The 17,906-nt window shown below is 39.7% G+C and carries 19 protein-coding genes; 6 read left to right on the forward strand and 13 right to left on the reverse strand.

Annotated features, from left to right (window positions below):
* Positions 1 to 90: 90 nt before the first annotated feature.
* Entirely contained in the window at positions 91 to 1,746 is a 1,656-nt protein-coding gene (locus GO816_RS05365; protein ID WP_157540332.1) for an Ig-like domain-containing protein, read from the forward strand.
* Here the strand turns inward: GO816_RS05365 and GO816_RS05370 are convergent.
* From GO816_RS05370 to nadB, 3 genes are read right to left on the reverse strand one after another with little or no spacing between them, the layout of a single operon-like run.
* Entirely contained in the window at positions 1,736 to 2,248 is a 513-nt protein-coding gene (locus GO816_RS05370; protein WP_157540333.1) for a gamma carbonic anhydrase family protein, read from the reverse strand. The two genes, GO816_RS05365 and GO816_RS05370, sit on opposite strands and share 11 nt — an antisense overlap.
* 54 nt (positions 2,249 to 2,302) lie before the next feature.
* Entirely contained in the window at positions 2,303 to 2,962 is a 660-nt protein-coding gene (locus GO816_RS05375; RefSeq protein ID WP_157540334.1) for a hypothetical protein, read from the reverse strand.
* Between the two features lie 10 nt (positions 2,963 to 2,972).
* Positions 2,973 to 4,562 (reverse strand): L-aspartate oxidase, encoded by a 1,590-nt coding sequence (gene nadB / locus GO816_RS05380; RefSeq protein ID WP_317163604.1) that lies wholly within the window; start codon positions 4,560 to 4,562, stop codon positions 2,973 to 2,975.
* A gap of 416 nt (positions 4,563 to 4,978) precedes the next feature.
* On the opposite strand from nadB, the gene nadA reads away from it, so the two are divergent.
* Both nadA and thiL read left to right on the forward strand, forming a co-directional pair.
* The gene (gene nadA, locus GO816_RS05385; RefSeq protein ID WP_157540336.1) at positions 4,979 to 5,971 is read left to right on the forward strand and encodes a quinolinate synthase NadA; all 993 of its coding nucleotides are present in this window, start codon (positions 4,979 to 4,981) and stop codon (positions 5,969 to 5,971) included.
* Between the two features lie 292 nt (positions 5,972 to 6,263).
* Positions 6,264 to 7,304 carry a thiamine-phosphate kinase gene (gene thiL / locus GO816_RS05390; protein ID WP_157540808.1) on the forward strand — a complete coding sequence of 347 codons (1,041 nt, stop codon included), beginning with the start codon at positions 6,264 to 6,266 and terminating at the stop codon, positions 7,302 to 7,304.
* A gap of 64 nt (positions 7,305 to 7,368) precedes the next feature.
* On the opposite strand, the gene GO816_RS05395 is transcribed toward thiL, so the two are convergent.
* From GO816_RS05395 to GO816_RS05425, 7 genes are all read right to left on the reverse strand, one after another.
* Entirely contained in the window at positions 7,369 to 8,262 is an 894-nt protein-coding gene (locus tag GO816_RS05395) for an SDR family oxidoreductase (RefSeq protein ID WP_157540337.1), read from the reverse strand.
* Between the two features lie 74 nt (positions 8,263 to 8,336).
* A complete protein-coding gene (locus tag GO816_RS05400; RefSeq protein ID WP_157540338.1) occupies positions 8,337 to 8,915 on the reverse strand; it encodes a Crp/Fnr family transcriptional regulator in 579 nt (192 codons plus the stop codon).
* 58 nt (positions 8,916 to 8,973) lie between these two features.
* Positions 8,974 to 10,344 carry a DNA recombination protein RmuC gene (rmuC, locus tag GO816_RS05405; protein WP_157540339.1) on the reverse strand — a complete coding sequence of 457 codons (1,371 nt, stop codon included), beginning with the start codon at positions 10,342 to 10,344 and terminating at the stop codon, positions 8,974 to 8,976.
* Between the two features lie 62 nt (positions 10,345 to 10,406).
* Positions 10,407 to 10,661: a hypothetical protein gene (locus GO816_RS05410; protein ID WP_157540340.1), complete on the reverse strand. Its 255-nt coding sequence runs from the start codon at positions 10,659 to 10,661 to the stop codon at positions 10,407 to 10,409.
* 58 nt (positions 10,662 to 10,719) lie between these two features.
* On the reverse strand, positions 10,720 to 11,205 hold the full coding sequence (locus GO816_RS05415) for a gliding motility lipoprotein GldH (RefSeq protein ID WP_157540341.1): 486 nt from the start codon (positions 11,203 to 11,205) through the stop codon (positions 10,720 to 10,722).
* Entirely contained in the window at positions 11,202 to 12,698 is a 1,497-nt protein-coding gene (locus tag GO816_RS05420; RefSeq protein WP_198171425.1) for a PSP1 domain-containing protein, read from the reverse strand. The genes GO816_RS05415 and GO816_RS05420 overlap by 4 nt, the downstream gene beginning before the upstream one ends.
* A 1-nt stretch (position 12,699) precedes the next feature.
* The gene (locus tag GO816_RS05425; protein ID WP_157540342.1) at positions 12,700 to 13,842 is read right to left on the reverse strand and encodes a DNA polymerase III subunit; all 1,143 of its coding nucleotides are present in this window, start codon (positions 13,840 to 13,842) and stop codon (positions 12,700 to 12,702) included.
* A 130-nt stretch (positions 13,843 to 13,972) separates the two neighbouring features.
* Between GO816_RS05425 and ruvX the strand changes: the two genes are divergently transcribed.
* Together ruvX and GO816_RS05435 are read left to right on the forward strand one after the other, a co-directional pair.
* On the forward strand, positions 13,973 to 14,395 hold the full coding sequence (ruvX, locus tag GO816_RS05430) for a Holliday junction resolvase RuvX (RefSeq protein ID WP_157540343.1): 423 nt from the start codon (positions 13,973 to 13,975) through the stop codon (positions 14,393 to 14,395).
* 9 nt (positions 14,396 to 14,404) lie between these two features.
* The gene (locus GO816_RS05435; RefSeq protein ID WP_157540344.1) at positions 14,405 to 15,172 is read left to right on the forward strand and encodes a hypothetical protein; all 768 of its coding nucleotides are present in this window, start codon (positions 14,405 to 14,407) and stop codon (positions 15,170 to 15,172) included.
* A 51-nt stretch (positions 15,173 to 15,223) separates the two neighbouring features.
* Here the strand turns inward: GO816_RS05435 and GO816_RS05440 are convergent, their stop codons facing one another.
* The 3 genes from GO816_RS05440 to GO816_RS05450 are packed head-to-tail and all read right to left on the reverse strand — an operon-like array spanning position 15,224 to position 16,939.
* A complete protein-coding gene (locus GO816_RS05440; protein WP_157540345.1) occupies positions 15,224 to 15,766 on the reverse strand; it encodes a hypothetical protein in 543 nt (180 codons plus the stop codon).
* Between the two features lie 42 nt (positions 15,767 to 15,808).
* Complete coding sequence (locus GO816_RS05445; RefSeq protein ID WP_157540346.1) at positions 15,809 to 16,351, reverse strand: peptidase associated/transthyretin-like domain-containing protein; 543 nt, start codon at positions 16,349 to 16,351, stop codon at positions 15,809 to 15,811.
* Between the two features lie 42 nt (positions 16,352 to 16,393).
* Complete coding sequence (locus GO816_RS05450) at positions 16,394 to 16,939, reverse strand: hypothetical protein (RefSeq protein ID WP_157540347.1); 546 nt, start codon at positions 16,937 to 16,939, stop codon at positions 16,394 to 16,396.
* A gap of 327 nt (positions 16,940 to 17,266) precedes the next feature.
* On the opposite strand from GO816_RS05450, the gene GO816_RS05455 reads away from it, so the two are divergent.
* Positions 17,267 to 17,905 (forward strand): O-methyltransferase, encoded by a 639-nt coding sequence (locus GO816_RS05455; RefSeq protein ID WP_157540348.1) that lies wholly within the window; start codon positions 17,267 to 17,269, stop codon positions 17,903 to 17,905.
* The last annotated feature ends 1 nt before the right edge of the window (position 17,906 follow it).

Below are 17,906 nucleotides of genomic sequence, written 5' to 3' on the forward strand. Positions count from 1 at the left end.
TGGCTTTAATAAATAGGTATTAAAGCCATTATTTTTTAATTTTAATATCGGAGTCCCAAAATTACCAAAAATCGCTTATAACGCTTAAAAATGCCTACTTATAGCATCCTAAAAATTTCTTCATATTATTTTACAACTTTTGCGCTTTTACTTTTAATTGGATGTGCAAGTATACAAAGACCCCAAGGCGGTCCCCGAGATCGTACACCGCCAAAGATTTTGAAAGCTACTCCTGAAAACAAAACGAGGAGATTTTCTGCTAAGCAAATTCAAATTGATTTTGACGAATACTTTAAACTTAATAATCCTTATACAGAGGTTAGCATAAGTCCGGCATTTGAAAAACAGCCGGAGTACGTTACCAAGGGTCAAAGTTTAATAATTAAGCTAAATGATTCTTTACTTAAAAATACCACATACGTTTTCAACTTCGGTAAATCAATTGCTGACGTTAATGAATCAAACGAGCTTAAAAATTTCACTTACGTATTTTCCACCGGCGATCAGATAGACTCGCTAAGCATTAGCGGAAAGGTAAATAACACACTTACCTCTCAACCGGAAAAAGAAACAACCGTTATGATCTTCCCGGCAGCCAAAGACACTGCAATGTTTGGCAAGAAAAAACCGTCTTATTTTGCTACTACCGATTCATCGGGAAATTTCTCGCTAAATAACCTGCATGAGGGTGAATACACCATATATGCATTAAAGGAACAATCAGGCGATAAAATTTATAATAGCGATAATGAACTCATTGCATTTTTAGATAAGCCAATTACGCTAAAAGGTGATGTATCAAATGTCCAGTTAAACTTATTTAAACAAGCACCTGAAAAGTTCAGGGTAACAACTAAACGCTTTGATAACGATGGTAAAGTATCGCTAATATTTAATAAGCCATTAAATAAGCCATCACTTAAAGTAAACTTTCCGGCAGGTTTAGACGCGCAAAAAATTGTAGACTTTACTAAAACGCGCGACAGTGCATTAGTCTTTTTCCGTAATATGGAATTTGATAGCTTAAGCATAGCTATAGCCGACGATGGAAAATTTATAGATACCATTGCCTTGCGAAAGGGTAAAAATGAAGCTTTCAAAAGAAACGTTACGCTGGGCTATAATATCAACATTGACAATAGGTTACGGCCAGGAACAGACTTAATTTTAACTGCAAATTTGCCCCTGGAATCTTATGATATCAGCAAGATTAAATTGCGGGAAGACTCAAACACGGTGAATAATTTATCAATAGTTAAAGACCCATCAAATCAACGCAAATTGATTGTTAAATACCGTTGGAAACAAAACACCCGCTATGAATTACAGTTTGCTGATGAAGCCTTAACTAACATATACGGCGATAAAAACAAAGAATTTAATAAACGCTTTAATATTGATAAACCTGAGAACTATGGTACACTTACCCTAAAAGTAACTGTACCTGATACCAGCAAAAGTTACATTGTTGAAATTCAAAACGAAAAGAAGGCTACATTGCAAACTGATGTAATAACCAAAAATACATCTATTGTATATCGTAATTTCTTTACCGGCAAATACACTATAAAGGTTACTTATGATGCTAATAAAAACAAGAAGGCCGACAGTGGTAATGTTAGATTAAAACAGTATCCCGAAAAAACTTGGTTTAGTGATAAGGAGCTTACGCTAAGGCCGAACTGGGAAATGGAAGAACCATTAGTAATACCAAAAGAGGAAGCAGATGCAAAACCTACTCAGTAAACCAACTGGAATATAGGTTATAATTATGTGGTAATTTTTGCAATAAAGCCAGTTGCTCCTCGGTAAGTGGCTTTATTTTTTTTGCCGGTGTACCGGCATATAAATATCCCGATTCGCAAATGGTACTCTCAAGCACTACGGCGCCCGCAGCAATTATCACGTTTGATTGCACCACGGCATCATCCATTACAATTGCGCCCATACCTACTAATACATAATCATCTAATTTACAGCCATGTATAATGGCATTATGCCCTACCGATACATAATTACCGATGTTTGTAGAAGCCTTTAAATAGGTAGCATGTACACATACACCATCCTGAATATTACTATGGTGTCCAATGGTAATGCTATTCACATCACCCCTAATTACTGCATTAAACCATACCGAACATTTTTCGCCTATAGTAACATCGCCGACTATTGTAGCATTTGGTGCAATAAAGCAATCTTCGGCAATTACTGGGAGTTTATTTTTTACTGGTAAAATTAAGGGCATATGCTTATTTCTTTGTTACTCAATATTTAAACAATAATTAAATAGAATCTTAGATTAAATACTTTCGTCGTTGCTTAAAGATTTCTCAGTTATATACTTCATTAGATAGGTCGCTGCTAATAATGCCGGTCCTGCTAGTTCATCATTAAATAAAATCTTTATAGGTCCTTCACCAAAGTATAATTTATCAGATACCAAAAAACTGATTCTCACCATGCCTTTTTCTGGATGAGATCTTCTTGGTTCATTCCACGGACCAATTTGATTTACAATAATGTTGCTACGCTCGAAAAGACTTTCTGTAAGGTTTATAGAAGTATTGTCTATATTCTCCCAAATTAAGATCTTTCCACTTTGATTAATATATCTTGCGGTACCATCCTTAAAAGATGCTAATACATCCAGTCCATCATCCAGCCCAACTTCAACAATAACAGCAAGTAGCTCCTTATCGTCTATAACCATGCCGTTTGCTGATAAAATTCTATAAGCCAGTATTTTAATTCTAGACTCTATATTGTCATTTTGAATAATATTATTTACCTCTATCGGATTAAAATTATTCAAAAATAATACGTTCCATGGGAAAGCACTTTTATCATTGGGGTAATCTCTATAAAGTTCATAATCGCAGAATAACAATTCATAGATATTATTGACATAACTATCTTTATAAGGCTTTTTTATTTTCTTAAAAATATCTAGTATCCCCATAATATTTATTTTAAAACACCGTATCCTCTAAAACATCCATATGCTCCGGATAATCTGTAGTATAATGCAACCCTCTACTCTCCTTGCGAGCCATGGCCGATTTTACAACCAGGTATGATACTTGTATCAAATTACGCAGTTCACAAAGCTTTACTGATAGCTTTGTTTTTTTATAGAACTCCTCCGTTTCGTCATGCAAAAATTTCAAACGACGCATGGCACGGTCTAGCCTGAAATCAGAACGAACAATGCCCACATAGTCGTTCATTAGCTTTTGCATTTCGCGTACGTTGTGCGTAACTAGTATATCTTCATTTGATAGCTGAACGCCTTTTTCATCCCAGTCTGGTATGTTATCAGGTATTTGGTTAGTTTCAAAATCTATAATGGCATTTTCGTAAATACGATGAGCAAACACCAACGCTTCTAATAATGAATTGGATGCCAATCTGTTAGCACCATGCAATCCTGTTGATGCACATTCACCGCAAGAGTACAAACGCTGGATGGATGACTTACCCACATGATCAACCAAAACCCCACCACACATATAATGACAAGCCGGCGTTACAGGTATCATATCTTTGGTCATATCAATACCTATATCCAAACACTTCGCGTATATGTTAGGGAAATGCGCTAAAATATCTGCCTTCTTTTTATGCCTTACATCTAAATACACATAATCCTCACCCGATTTCTTGATTTCGGCATCGATCGCACGTGCAACAATATCACGCGGTGCCAGAGATTTACGTGAATCATACTCGTGCATAAACTCTTCGCCGTTAGTACGCTTTAGTACACCGCCAAAACCACGCACTGCCTCTGAGATTAAAAATGACGGGTACTCACCCGGATTGTACAGCGCTGTGGGATGAAATTGGATAAACTCCATATTACGTACCTTGCCTTTAGCACGGTAAACCATGGCTACACCATCACCGGTAGCAATAACCGGGTTAGTGGTTGTAGCATATATATGTCCTGCCCCACCCGATGCCATTACTGTTACCTTGGCCTTAATAGTTTCAACCTCCTTAGTTTCTGTATTGAAGGCGTAAATACCATAACAGGTTATGTCTTTACTTTGCTTATCCACAAATTGTCCCAGGTGGTGTTGAGTAATTAAATCAACTGCAAAATGGTGGGTTAAAATTTCAATATTTGGGTTTTGATGTATTTGCTGTAATAAAGCACGCTCCATTTCAAACCCGGTGATATCCTTATAATGGAGTACACGGTATTCAGAATGGCCACCTTCTTTGGCCAAATCATAATCGCCGGATTTTGTACGGTCGAAATTTGTACCGTAATCAATAATTTCACGTATGCGCTCCGGACCTTCTTCAACAACTATGCGCACCACCTCTTCATCACAAAGGCCGTCGCCGGCTATTAACGTATCTTCAATATGCTTTTCAAACGAATCTTCTTTTTTATCCACAACTACGGCAACACCACCTTGTGCATATTTTGTGTTTGATTCATCTTCGCTGGCTTTGGTAACTATCAGTACCTTACCATGTTTGGCAGCTTTAAGTGCAAAACTTAATCCGGCTATGCCCGAACCAACTACCAGGAAATCCACATTTCTTATCATAAATAGTGTCTACAATGTGTAAAAGTAATACTTGTGTGGATAAGGCCGTTAAAAGATGTTAATTTTGCGTAGGTAAATAGCTAATAAGTTTTGTTGATGTGAACAAACGGCGCAAAAACTTTATTTATCCCCAATTGAGGCATACACTTTGCATGACAAATACCCAAGAAACCAACATTGTTAAAACTGCCTTTTAATTAACATAACAGTTTATTAACATAGATGTGGATTAAAATGTAATCTTGAAAATCAATCAATTAAGTTTTTATCATTGTGGATAACCTGTGGAAACAAGTGTAATAAGTTATATCAGCAATTAAATTCATCATCACTTACCCACATTACTAACACACTAATAAACAATAAGAGATTTATATAAATTAAAATATATTGTATTTATTGTACTGTGAACAATGGACATTTTAGAAGAAATTAACATAAAAGGTTTTGTTGAAGAGGAAGTAGATCCAACGCTTGACCTCTACACCGAAATTCAAAAACTGAAAAAAGAAAAGAACGCCGTTATACTTGCCCACTATTACCAGGAAGGCGAGATACAGGATATAGCCGATTATATTGGCGATAGTTTAGGCCTTTCGCAACAGGCAGCTAAGACTGATGCCGACATTATTGTTTTTGCAGGTGTACATTTTATGGCCGAAACTGCAAAGATCCTATCGCCCGAGAAAAAGGTATTGTTACCCGATATTAAAGCCGGATGTTCTTTGGCTGATAGTTGTCCACCGCATTTGTTTAAAAAGTTCAAGGAAAACTATCCTGATCATCTGGTAATAACTTACGTAAACTGTACCGCGGAGTTGAAGGCACTCAGTGATATTGTTTGCACATCAAGTAATGCCGTACAAATTGTTGAAAGCTTGCCGGCCGATCAGAAGATCATCTTTGGTCCTGATCGTAACTTGGGCGCTTATGTAGCCAAAAAAACAGGCAGAGATTTAGTATTGTGGAATGGCGCCTGTATGGTACACGAGATTTTCAGCCGCGAAAAGATCACTAAGCTTAAGGAGCGGCACCCTGAAGCTAAAATTTTGGCTCACCCCGAGTGTGAGGAACATATACTACAGCTGGCCGATTATATTGGGTCAACAACCGGCATATTGAAATATGCTACCAGTAGTACGGCAAAAGAGTTTATTGTGGCTACTGAAGCAGGTATACTTCACCAGATGGAGAAAGATAACCCGGAGAAGACCTTTATACCCGCTCCACCGAACAATACTTGTGCCTGCAATGATTGTCCTCACATGAAACGAAACACGCTTGAGAAGCTTTATTTGTGCCTTAAAAACGAGATGCCTGAGATAACACTTCCTGCAGATATTATTGAGAAAGCAGTGAAGCCAATTGAACGTATGTTAGATATCTCGGCCAAGTTAGGTTTGTAAGGAGTAAACTTATCCACAAAATATGGAAAGACCGGTTATATGACCGGTCTTTTTACGTTGATGATGCTGGTAAAGTGGACTGATTGTTAGATTTAATTGCGTTATTCACATTAATGTTAATAAAACTCTTAAGTACTAATTTTGATCAAGATATTAAATTTCGAACTGCAAATGATTTCATCCCTCCTGCTGAATACATATGTTGAAAACTCAGTTATAGGTGTGATTAGGGATATGCCTGACGAATAAAATACATAATCAGTAAGCTTTTTGTATTTTTGCAGTTATGGACATGTTTGACAACGCCGGTAAAACCGATATTGAAAAGTTAGGCGAATTTGGATTAATTGACCATTTAACTCAAAACATACAGCTTAAGCATAAAAGCACGGTTAAAGGTGTTGGTGATGATGCTGCAGTATTGAATTATGCCGATAAAAAGGTTTTAGTATCAACTGATATGCTGTTGGAAGGCATTCATTTTGATTTGGCATACACTCCACTTAAACATTTGGGTTACAAAGCTATACAAGTTAACCTAAGCGATATTTGCGCCATGAATGCCCGGCCTACACAGGTTACCGTATCATTAGGCCTATCAAGCAAATATACCTTGGAGGCAATCGAAGAACTTTATAGTGGCATATACCTGGCTTGCGAGCAGTATAATGTTGATATTATAGGCGGTGATACCACATCAAGCAAGCAGGGCTTGGTAATTAGTATAACTGTTTTAGGCGAAGCTGATGAAGCCGATATTACTTACCGCAATGGTGCACAAGAAGGTGATTTGCTTTGCGTATCAGGCGATTTGGGTGGAGCCTATGTTGGTTTGCAGTTGTTAGAACGTGAAAAACTGGTTTATTTAGAAAACCCAAAAATTCAACCTGATTTAGAGGGTAAGGATTACATCATTGAGCGCCAGCTAAAACCCGAAGCGCGGCATGATATTGTGCAATTATTAAAAGATTTGAAGGTAAAGCCAACCTCAATGATTGATGTGTCAGACGGTTTGGCTTCTGAAATTTTACATCTTTGTAAACAAAGCAATAAGGGTTGCCAGTTGTATGAAGAAAAAATTCCGGTTGACCCGATGACTTATGATACCGCACGTGAATTCAACCTTGATCCTACGGTTTGTGCTTTAAGCGGTGGTGAAGATTACGAACTGCTTTTCACCATAAAACAGGCTGACTATGATAAAATTAAGCACGATGTTGATGTAAGTATAATTGGTTACATTACCGAGGCATCGGCAGGTTGCCAGCTTATCTCTAAAGGCGGACAAGTGCATGAACTTAAAGCTCAGGGTTGGAATGCTTTTAAAAAATAATCGATTGTGACATTTAAAAAAGCCTGTGTAGGTTATTAACATGCGCAGGCTTTTTTATTAATTTTTAACTTAAATACCCTGCTGTCGCTATATCCTCAAGCAAACCTGGTCCTTGCGGTTTCCAGTTTAATGCCTCCCGGGTTTTGATACTGTCTGAAGGGCAATTGATGGAAGCAAAGTGTGAAAACCACCCAAAATGCGCAGCAATATCATCACCGCTTTTGCTTACTAAAGGCAAATTCAAGCCGTTGGCAATAACTGTTGCAATTTCTTTGAAAGGAATACCTTCTTCGCCAACAGCATGAAATACTCTAAGCTGCGGTTGTTTTTCAACAATAAGACGATAAACTGATGCGGCATCAGCACGGCTTACAGCGGGCCAGCAATTGTTTCCGTCACCTACATAGGCCGATTCGCCTTTATCCCGCGCCATGTTAATAACCATAGGTACAAAGCCATAATCACCGGCGCCATGTACACTTGGCGGTAGTCGCACAACGTAAACGTTACCGCCTTTTGCGGCAACCTGCGCTGCTGCTTCTTCAGATGCTGCACGAGGTATTACATCTGAGCCGGCCGGAAGCGAGTCATCTTCGGTTACTAAACGGTTGTAATTTAAAAGCCCTACCCCAGAGGTAATTACCAGTGGTTTATTAGTACCAGCAAGTAAATCACCCATTGCTTCAATCACAACTTTATCGGCTTCACAACTTGCTTTGTATTGCGAAAAATCATGATTGAATGCAGTGTGCATAACCGCATCACAAACAGATATGCCTTGCTTTAAATAATCAGGGTTATTAACATCCCCTATCAACACTTCGGCACCCGCAGCCTTTACCTGTTCGGCACCTTTATCAGACCGTACAAGCCCTAAAACCTGGTGGCCATGTTGTATTAAATCCTTCACAATGGCAGAGCCTACAAAACCCGAAGCTCCAGTTACAAATATTTTCATAGTAATATGTTTTATTACCACAAAAGTGTAAGGCAAAGGCCTTTATAAACAAGGTCATTTGACCATAATTTACATTACCTGGTTAATTGTGCGTGGCGTATTCGGGTAAGCGTTTTAAGTGAAATACCCAAATAAGCCGCAATCATACGTAATGGTAAACGGGCAAGTAAATTTGGAAAACGCCGGGTAAAATCTTCGTACTTTTCTTCGGGAGAGGCACTTAAAGTTGTTAACATACGTTGGCTGCTGTAATGTGTGTTATTGGCAATCAGTTGCTCAGCTAATTGCTTCAAAGCAGGTACGTTGACTAATAAATTTTGAAAATCAGTTTTGTTCCACATAAGCACCTGGCTGGGTTCAATGGCCGATATGTTAATAACTGAGGGTGCCTGCTTATCATAACTTTCCACGTCCAGTGTCCAGCTGTTTTCAGGTGAAAACCTGAGGATATGTTCACTACCATCTACCGATGTACTGTAATTTCGCAATAAACCTGATATTACAAATGTTTTGTGCTTACAAATATCACCGGCAAAAAGTACGCTTTCATTTCGCTTTAAAATACGAAATGAAGCCATACTGCTTACCTGTGATATCTCATTAGCTGTGAGAGTAGTTTGGGTTTGAAGATAAGTTTCAAAATGAGGATGCATTACTCAAATTTATAAATAATATCACCCCAGAATCTACCAGTTAACAACATAAGTGTTATTAATCTTCAAATAATGAGGTAAACTTCCCGTCAATCTGCTTATTGGCTTTGGCGCCCAACTTTTTAATTTTTTCGGCGGTAATGGTTAAGTTTCCGCGGCCCTCACTTAGTTTATTAAGGGCACGCTCATAGGCATCCTGTGTTTGTTTAAGGTTACGGCCTATACCATCCATGTCGGTTAAAAAGCCAACAAATTTATCATACATTTCACCGCTTAGGCGCGCAATTTCCATTACGTTGCGGTTTTGGCGTTCCTGTTTCCACATGCTGGCAATAGTACGCAGGGTAGCTAATAACGTCGACGGACTAACAATTACCACCCGCTTATCCCAGGCATCATTAAATAAATCGGCATCAAGCTGTACTGCAACGCTGAAAGATGATTCAATGGGCACAAAAAGCAATACAAAATCGGGTGAGTTTATTTTTTGCAGGTCATGATAGTTCTTGGCCGATAAGCCATGTACGTGCTGCCTAATGGACTCTACGTGGGCTTTGGCATATAGTTTACGCTCGTCTTCCGTTTCGGCGTTCACCAGCCGCTCATAAGCCACCAGCGATACTTTAGAGTCAATCACCAGGTGTTTATCATCGGGCAGGTCAATAATGGCATCGGGCATAAAGCGGCTACCCTCCTGGTCCTGATGGGCAGCCTGCAGGCGATATTCGCGGTCTTTGATCAGTCCTGAACGCTCCAGTACTTTTTCGAGGATGAACTCGCCCCAGTTACCCTGCTTTTTATTATCACCTTTGAGCGCTTTGGTAAGGTTCTGCGCTTCATTACTAATTTGCCGGTTAAGGTCCATAAGCTGCGTAATAACGCCTTTTAAAGTGTTACGATCAGCAGCTTCCATATTGTAAACCTTTTCTACCTTATCTTCAAAAGCCTTGAGGTTTTCCTTGAGCGGGTTCAAAATATGATCTAACTGATGCCTGTTAACATCAGTAAACTCGCGTGATTTTTCTTTGAGAAGCTTTTCGGCTACATTTTCAAATTCGCGCTGAAAATGCAAACGGGTTTGTTCCATTTCGGCTTTTTGCTCACGAAGTTTTTCCTGCTGCGCCTGGTAATACGAGCGGTTACTTTCAAGCGCCTGGTTAGCTTGAGCTAAAGCCAAACGTTCGGCCTGTAGTTGTGTATTGAGCTTTTGATTTTCTTCTTTAAGTAGCTGAGCAATAGTGTCCTTTTCAGCCAGGGTATTATTGATGCGTTCTTCAGCTACGCTGATTTTTATACGTAGCTGATCGTTATCAGCTTTAAGTTCATTTAAATCGACATCAGATAATTTTGACGGCCTTCCTTTGCTGATAACCCACAAAAGTGCAGCCAGCAAAAAAATTATAACGCCACTTAATACCAATACTTCCATCTGATAATAATTTTAGCAAATGAAAGCAGTATTTATTAAAAATGCTAATTAAATTTATTGGCTTACATACGGCGGCTGGTATCAATAGCAGGTGCACCCTGGCTGCTGCCCGTTGTGCCTGTATCGGTTGAGCCTGTACCGGTAGCGTTACCAGCAGGATTGCCCGGAGATACTACGCCCACACTATCAGCCGGACCAGAACTACCATGGTTCATGCCAGAATCGGCCACATCGCCGCCGGTTTTACTGGTTGAAGCATTGCAGGCTGATAATACCATTGCCGAAATTAACATGAGGAAACAGGCGGCTTTTTTCATAACGAGTTGTATGTTAGTTTAAAAAGCAACAGCCGCTATTGCAAATAGTTTAAAATAACTATTCTACCTTTTCAACACGTAACCCTACATCGTTAATGGAACGTAAGGGATTATCGCGCATATTTTGCTCAATTTCAAAGTGGTAAACACCCTTAGCCGGAAAACGGTAATTGGTATTAAACGGAATTTGATAGCTGTACATACTGCCCGATCCCTTGCCTAACCATTCACCTGTTGGACTGGCTAGCTTAAGTTCAAACCGTGTAGGTGTTGTTTTTTTCAAACCCGGCCCGCTTTGGTAAAGCAGCACAAAAATGTTAGCGTATTTATAATTAGCTGTTACCCTCAAGTTGAAATACAAATTGTATGCTACCGCCGGATCATTAATCTGTACGTCAAACTTTATCTTATTACCATAGCTCCAGTTATGGTTAGCTACAGATTTGTTTTCGTCCATTACCCTGCCCGGATCGGTGCAGCCGCTTACTGTAGTTATTAACAAATAACCCAGTAATGAGTAACTTAATAACTTAACTAATTTCATGCCTGCGGGGCTTGTGTTTGCTGATTATTGTCGGGCTTGTTACCGCCGCCACCACGGTTACGGTTTGGACGGTGCCTGCGGTTATTGCGTTTACTTGAGTTTTCTGCTGCTTCAGCATTTGCTTCTCCTTCAGGAGTAACCGGCGATGGTTTTACAGCATCAGGGGCTGGTTTAGCCTGCTGTTGCCTGTTTGGATTTACCCTTTGCTGGTTATTGTTTTGCCGTTGCTGATTATTGCCGCCACCCTGGTTTTGTTGAGCTTTGCGTTGCTCTGCATTTGGTTGTGGTTGCTGTTGTGGCTTACGCTGTTCTGCATTTTGCTGCGGTTGTTGTAGTTGGTTGCCGGTACCACCCTGAGCCGGTTTCTTCTTCTTTTTATTACGATTGCGATTTTGCTGGCCACGTTCGTCCAAACGGGTAAGGCTATCTTGTCCTACTACGTTTTCGTAATCAAGCACTTTAGCCGGTGCTGCTTTTTCTTCAACTTCCTCTAAGAAGTATTCAGGAGTAATGTTTTCCTTATTTAGTTTTTGAATTTCTTTAACACGTGAAATTGGCAAAGCTATCCAGTTTTCGGCACCGGGTAAGCTAAACCACATCATACGTTTAAAAATATCGGTTTTTTGCAGGCGGGCTTCTCCTTGTTCGGTACGCAGATAGTTTACATTATCAGGAATATGCTTAAGCGCATCCATGTAGCTATCAAGCTCGTAGTTAAGGCAGCATTTAAGCTTACCGCACTGACCGGCCAGTTTAAGCGTATTTAAGGAAAGGTTTTGATAACGCGCCGCAGATGTTGAAACTGTTTTAAAATCAGTTAGCCAGGTTGAACAGCATAACTCACGCCCGCAAGATCCAATACCGCCTAAACGGCTGGCTTCCTGGCGCATACCTATCTGCCGCATTTCAATGCGAATACGGAAGGCCTCGGCCATTTTTTTAATCAGTTCACGAAAATCAACGCGTCCTTCGGCAGTATAATAAAACGTAGCTTTGGTTTTATCGCCCTGGTAATCAACATCACTTATTTTCATTGATAAGTTGAGGTTGAGTGCCAGTGTACGGGCCTTGTGCATGGTTTCCCACTCAAGGTCTTTAGCAAGTTTCCACTTATCAACATCAGCAGTTGATGCACGGCGATAGATTTTTTTAGTAACATCGGCCTCCTTAACATGGCGTTTGTGCATTTGCATGCGCACCAGTTCGCCCGTTAATGATACGTGGCCGATATCATAGCCACCGGTTGCTGTTTCAACTGCCACCAGTTCACCGGCTTCAAGGTATATATTATCAGCGTTAAGATAAAAATCCTTACGCGAGCCTTTAAATTTAATCTCAACTATTTGGAAAGCTTTAAAGTTTGACGGCATATCCATATCTGACAGCCAATCATATACATCCAGCTTACTGCAGCCATTGGTCATGCATGATCCATTACTTTTGCAGCCCGCCGGCGTACATCCGCCTCCGGTTGAGCAACTTCCACATCCCATATCAGGTTATATATTGATTCCCTTGCGGGATAATTTTAAAATGTAATATTTTTATAATCTGCAAAGATACATCTAAAAACAAAATTTTAGGATTTGCATTTCGTTCCACAGCGTAATGCGCCTTCTCAAGCACATTGGTTATAGCCTCGGTCATCTCAATGGTCATTACAGCCGACATTTTTTGTGCCGTGTCTTTTTCGGCAGCAGGCAAGTGTACCAGCTCGCCAGCGCCGCTTAGTATAAGGCAGCACTCGCGTATATAATTAATGCCGTAGCGTATAAAGTTCTTTTGTGATTCGCGGCCTGCCTTGGCTATCTTCTCTACAAACTTCATCATTTCCAAACCTTTGTTGCTGTAGCATTTGCGCAACCAGTCTAAAAAATCCTGATGAAAACTGTTTGTTTCCTGGGTAAGCATGGTTAACGCCTCGGTTAAATTACCACTGCTTAGGTAAGCCGCTTCTTCGGCGGTTCTGCCCGGTATGCCTTTTTCATTTACCAAATAATCGCGCACATCGGTATAACCCAGCGTTGGTATTTTAACCAGTTGCGTACGTGATAATATGGTGTTTAATATCTGATCCTGGTTTTGTGCCACCAATAGAAATACGGTATTAGGTTGCGGTTCCTCAATAATTTTAAGCAGCGTGTTCCCCTCCTTATCCAAATATTCGGGCAACCATAAAATTAAAATTTTGTAAACCGATTCGAATGGCTTTAAACTCAGTTTTTTAATAATTTGATGGCATTCGGCAATGTTAATGTTTGCCTGTTTGTTTTCGGCTTCGAGGTATCCGCGCCATAAATCAAGACTTAGGTACGGATGCGTTAAAAGTGCTTCGCGCCATTGCTCAATAAAACTGAGGGCAGTGTCGTTTTTATCAGAAGCAAAAAAGGGATATGAAAAGTGCAGGTCGGGGTGAACCAGTTTTTCGTATTTACGGCATGAGGCACATACACCGCACGAATCATGAGGCTGCTTGTCTTCACACGAGAGATACTGGGCGTAAGCAACCGCCAACGCTAAACTACCCGAACCCTCGGGACCCAAAAACAACTGGGCATGGCTAACCCTGTTCTCCTTAACGGTGTTTAATAAACGTTGCTTTACAGCTTGCTGCCCTACTATCTCTTTAAACTGCATTGGTGCAAGATAGGGAATTTTTCCATTGCAGGACATGGCAACACCGGAGGCCGGATATTTTGTGATAATTAAATTAACTTTGTTCAATAGTTTATTAATAACAGGCCTTAGGCCTCACACCTCCTGTAACATGCCCAGAATAATGGCCTTTGATTACGGTACCAAACGCATAGGCGTTGCCGTTACCGATCCGCTGCAAATGATAGCCACCGGGCTTGATACCATACACCCAAATCAAATTGTTGATTACTTAAAACGGTACCTGCAAACTGAGCAGGTTGAACTTTTTATAGTAGGCGAACCTAAGCAAATGGACAATACACCATCGCAGTCGGCTATGCATGTTAAAGGCTTTGTTAACTTGTTAAAAAAGACTTTTCCTGATACGCCTGTTGAAATGATGGACGAACGCTTTACCTCAAAAATGGCATCGGCGGCTATACTGGCGGGCGGTGTAAAAAAATCAGGCAGGCAGGATAAGGGTTTAGTTGATACGGTTTCGGCCGTTATATTATTGCAATCGTGGATGGAGCGGAAGTCGTTCGGATTTTAAACCTTGCCCATGTACCCCTGGCTTACCGAAATTGTTGCTGCTATATTGTTGGGTGCTTTACCCCTGTTGTTTCCATACAAGCCAACCAAATCCGATAACTATTTAAGCTTTGCCGACCTCAAACATAAGTACCAGAAGTGGGAATGGTTTGGCCTTATAACTTTAATCATTTTTTTGCCGCTGATGATATTGGCCTTTGGTCAGCTGCTTCAGTACCTTATGCAATGGGAAGCTGATGATAACCCCCGCATAAATTATCAGCTGTTTATTGATCATGACTTATGGTACATTCCAGCACTTTTCATGGCTGTAAGCCTTATTTATTTTCCAATCAGGATTGTTTACAGCATTATTTTAACCAGTGTGGAATATACTGAATATACTTTGTTTACTAACCTGAAACATGGTTATGACGGTATGAAGGTGTTCAGGCCAATGGCGTGGGTAGCTGGTGTAATAGCATTGGTAATGATTTTTTTCATGAGCGACTACTACATCAAAATATGGAATTATAAAATAGAGGTTAACGAGTTTAAGGGCACAGGTGTAAAGGAGTACAACTTTAAACAGGTAAAGAAAATAACCTATGTAGAATACACCCGATCGGGCGAGGATGGTAACGTGCTAACTCAGGATCCCCATTATCATATTTTATTTACCGATGGTAACGTATGGGATACTGCAAAAGGTTTGCATGATAATAGACACCAGCCGGAGATTATGGATTTTATAAGTAAGCGCTTCAATGTGCATATTGATACACTTGCCACTGAGTAGCAGTTAATAACTAAAAGGGAGAGCCTTAAGGCTCTCCCTTTTAATTGTGATTTAGTGATGTGCTGATAGTGAAAGATCAATTGAAGTACCAGGATCGCCGGGAACGTAAACGTTTTGAAATACAAAATCGCTGTTATCAGTATTTTTATCCCAGTAGTAAGGTGCCTGATTCTCGTTATTAGCATCAGTGAACCCGCACACCGCATCAAAGTAGTAGTTGTTAGCATAGCTTTGATTGTGTACAGTTACAGTGTAAGTGCCTTGTGGTATACCCGACCATGAATAGTCATAAGACGAACCATAATTAAAGCCATAAGGATCGGTATTTAATGTATAAGTGTTGGTACCATCCTCAAACGTTACCGTCCAATGTATAAAAGACGTTCCTTGCGGTAAGTAAATGTTAAAAAAAATCCTGGTGTAATTAAATGCCTTATTAGCTTCGGCCAATTTGTGATGTTTGGCCAAATAAGCTATAGAGTATGGCGTTCCCCAATGTTGCTTTTGCTGCTTGTTATGAGCAGCCATTGAGTTTGTGAAAGCAATGGTAATTAGTAATAAGCTTACTGTAAACACATAAACAAGTTTTTTCATGATACTTATTTTTAATTGTGAATAATTTATCAGTTGTGTGAATTAGTTATGAGCCGCCAGGTAAATGTTAATTAAGGAATTAGTACCTCCGCACACATAAATGTTTTGGAATACAAAGTCAGCGTAGTCTGTGTGTTTATCCCAAATGTAAGGCGACTGCAGTTGTCCGTTAGCATCAACATAATCTAGTATAGCATCAAATATGTAGGTATTAGCATAACCGTTGCTATGTATGGTAACTGTGTACGTTCCCTGCGGAATATCTGACCACGAATCTTCATAATATGGAGGATTGTAATAACCATTTGGATCAGTTTGAAGTTCATAAGTATTCGTTCCGTCATCAAAAGTTATTGTCCAGGATGTTAAATAAGTATTTGGCGGAAGGTAGGCCGTAAAATATATTTTGGTGTTATTAAATGCCTTGTTGGCTTCAATCAGCTTATGATTCTTGGCTAAATAATTTATAGAGTACGGCGTTCCCCAGTGTTGCTTTTGCTGTTTGTTATGAGCAGCCATTGAGTCACTGAAGGCAATTGCAATCAGTAACAAGCTTACTGTAAACACATAAATAAGTTTTTTCATGATAATAATTTTCTATTGTGAATGATTTATCAATTGTGTGGATTATTGATGAGCTGAAAGGCTCATTCCGATTGATGTATTCGGATCGCCGGGTACATAAACGTTTTGAAATACAAAGTCAGAGTAATCTGTGTTTTTATCCCAGAAGTAAGGTGACTGTGATTGGCTGTTAGCATCAACAAAATCTAAAACGGCATCAAATAAGTAACCGTTGCCATATCCATTGTTATGTATGGTAACAGTGTAGGTACCTTGCGGAATGCCCGACCACGAATCTTCATAATATGGCGGATTGTAGTGAGCGTAAGGGTCAGTATTAAAGGTGTAGGTGTTTATGCCATTATCAAACGTTACCGTCCAATAAGTAAAATAGGTGTTTTGCGGAAGGTAGATATTGAAATAAACAGTTGTATAATTAAACGCCTTGTTGGCTTCAATTAATTTGTGATGTTTAGCCAAATAAGCTATAGAGTATGGAGTTCCCCAGTGTTGTTCTTGTTGTTTTTTACTGGTTGACGCCCATGAAGTGTTAACAGCTATAACCATAAACAATATGCTTAGGGTTAGCAGGTAATTAAGTTTTTTCATAATAAATACAGGTTTAAAAATTTGTGGTTAAGAAATGGAATGGTTAGTAACACATTTCAAATGGGGGTGTCCGCGGGTGTTGAACTCCAACCAAAAGACACGGCTCTGCCATGGAAGTGGCGCTCCTGATGCTGATGTTTTCATGAAGATAGGTTAGTAGGTAAATTGGTTTATTTATATCAAAGCTACTTAAGGCAGGAGTTAATATATTAACGGTTATTATCAATATTATATAGTATGTTATCATAAAGGTTAAATAATTAACTAAACTGACATCTAGGTTTTCCCTCTTTTGGTGTTGCTTTAAAAAACACCGACATTTGCCCAATGGAAATACTTAACCATGATTTGCAGACTTACCTGGAAGCTCATTGCGACCCCGAGCCCGAGGCGCTGAAAAAAATAAACCGCGAAACGTATTTAAAGCAGTTAAAGCCAAACATGCTGAGCGGGCATTATCAGGGTCGGTTGTTAAGTATGTTAAGCAAACTGGTACAGCCAAAACTTATTTTAGAGATAGGAACTTTTACCGGCTATGCCACCATTTGCCTTGCCGAGGGTCTTGCTGAGGGTGGAAAAGTACACACCATTGAAGTGAACCGTGAACAGGAAGAAACGCTTAAAAACAATTTCGAACTGGCTGACGTACAAGACCGTATACAACTTTACATAGGCGATGCCAGGGACGTGTTATTTGGATTATCAGAAAATATTTACGACCTTGCATTCATCGACGCGGATAAAAAAAGCAATTTAGCTTACTTCGAGTTGATCATTGACAAAATACGACCGGGAGGTTTAATAATAATTGATAACGTTTTGTGGAAAGGAAAAGTGTACGGAGACGCTAAAGACAATGACACCGAACTTTTCAGAAAACTAAATGACACCATTGCTGTTAGTACACAGGTTGAAAAACTGATACTCCCTGTGCGCGACGGCGTGCTTGTCATCAGAAAAAAGTAAA

Source organism: Mucilaginibacter aquatilis (genome assembly GCF_009755275.1).
GTDB classification, from domain to species: Bacteria; Bacteroidota; Bacteroidia; order Sphingobacteriales; family Sphingobacteriaceae; genus Mucilaginibacter; species Mucilaginibacter aquatilis.

Excerpts from the sequence above, each read along its gene's own strand:
- GO816_RS05365 (WP_157540332.1), top strand. The coding sequence starts at position 91 with ATGCCTACTTATAGCATCCTAAAAATTTCTTCATATTATTTTACAACT.
- GO816_RS05370 (WP_157540333.1), bottom strand. The coding sequence starts at position 2,248 with ATGCCCTTAATTTTACCAGTAAAAAATAAACTCCCAGTAATTGCCGAA.
- GO816_RS05375 (WP_157540334.1), bottom strand. The coding sequence starts at position 2,962 with ATGGGGATACTAGATATTTTTAAGAAAATAAAAAAGCCTTATAAAGAT.
- nadA (WP_157540336.1), top strand. The coding sequence starts at position 4,979 with ATGGACATTTTAGAAGAAATTAACATAAAAGGTTTTGTTGAAGAGGAA.
- thiL (WP_157540808.1), top strand. The coding sequence starts at position 6,264 with ATGTTTGACAACGCCGGTAAAACCGATATTGAAAAGTTAGGCGAATTT.
- GO816_RS05395 (WP_157540337.1), bottom strand. The coding sequence starts at position 8,262 with ATGAAAATATTTGTAACTGGAGCTTCGGGTTTTGTAGGCTCTGCCATT.
- GO816_RS05400 (WP_157540338.1), bottom strand. The coding sequence starts at position 8,915 with ATGCATCCTCATTTTGAAACTTATCTTCAAACCCAAACTACTCTCACA.
- rmuC (WP_157540339.1), bottom strand. The coding sequence starts at position 10,344 with ATGGAAGTATTGGTATTAAGTGGCGTTATAATTTTTTTGCTGGCTGCA.
- GO816_RS05410 (WP_157540340.1), bottom strand. The coding sequence starts at position 10,661 with ATGAAAAAAGCCGCCTGTTTCCTCATGTTAATTTCGGCAATGGTATTA.
- GO816_RS05415 (WP_157540341.1), bottom strand. The coding sequence starts at position 11,205 with ATGAAATTAGTTAAGTTATTAAGTTACTCATTACTGGGTTATTTGTTA.
- GO816_RS05420 (WP_198171425.1), bottom strand. The coding sequence starts at position 12,698 with ATGGGATGTGGAAGTTGCTCAACCGGAGGCGGATGTACGCCGGCGGGC.
- GO816_RS05425 (WP_157540342.1), bottom strand. The coding sequence starts at position 13,842 with ATGCAGTTTAAAGAGATAGTAGGGCAGCAAGCTGTAAAGCAACGTTTA.
- ruvX (WP_157540343.1), top strand. The coding sequence starts at position 13,973 with ATGCCCAGAATAATGGCCTTTGATTACGGTACCAAACGCATAGGCGTT.
- GO816_RS05435 (WP_157540344.1), top strand. The coding sequence starts at position 14,405 with ATGTACCCCTGGCTTACCGAAATTGTTGCTGCTATATTGTTGGGTGCT.
- GO816_RS05440 (WP_157540345.1), bottom strand. The coding sequence starts at position 15,766 with ATGAAAAAACTTGTTTATGTGTTTACAGTAAGCTTATTACTAATTACC.
- GO816_RS05445 (WP_157540346.1), bottom strand. The coding sequence starts at position 16,351 with ATGAAAAAACTTATTTATGTGTTTACAGTAAGCTTGTTACTGATTGCA.
- GO816_RS05450 (WP_157540347.1), bottom strand. The coding sequence starts at position 16,939 with ATGAAAAAACTTAATTACCTGCTAACCCTAAGCATATTGTTTATGGTT.
- GO816_RS05455 (WP_157540348.1), top strand. The coding sequence starts at position 17,267 with ATGGAAATACTTAACCATGATTTGCAGACTTACCTGGAAGCTCATTGC.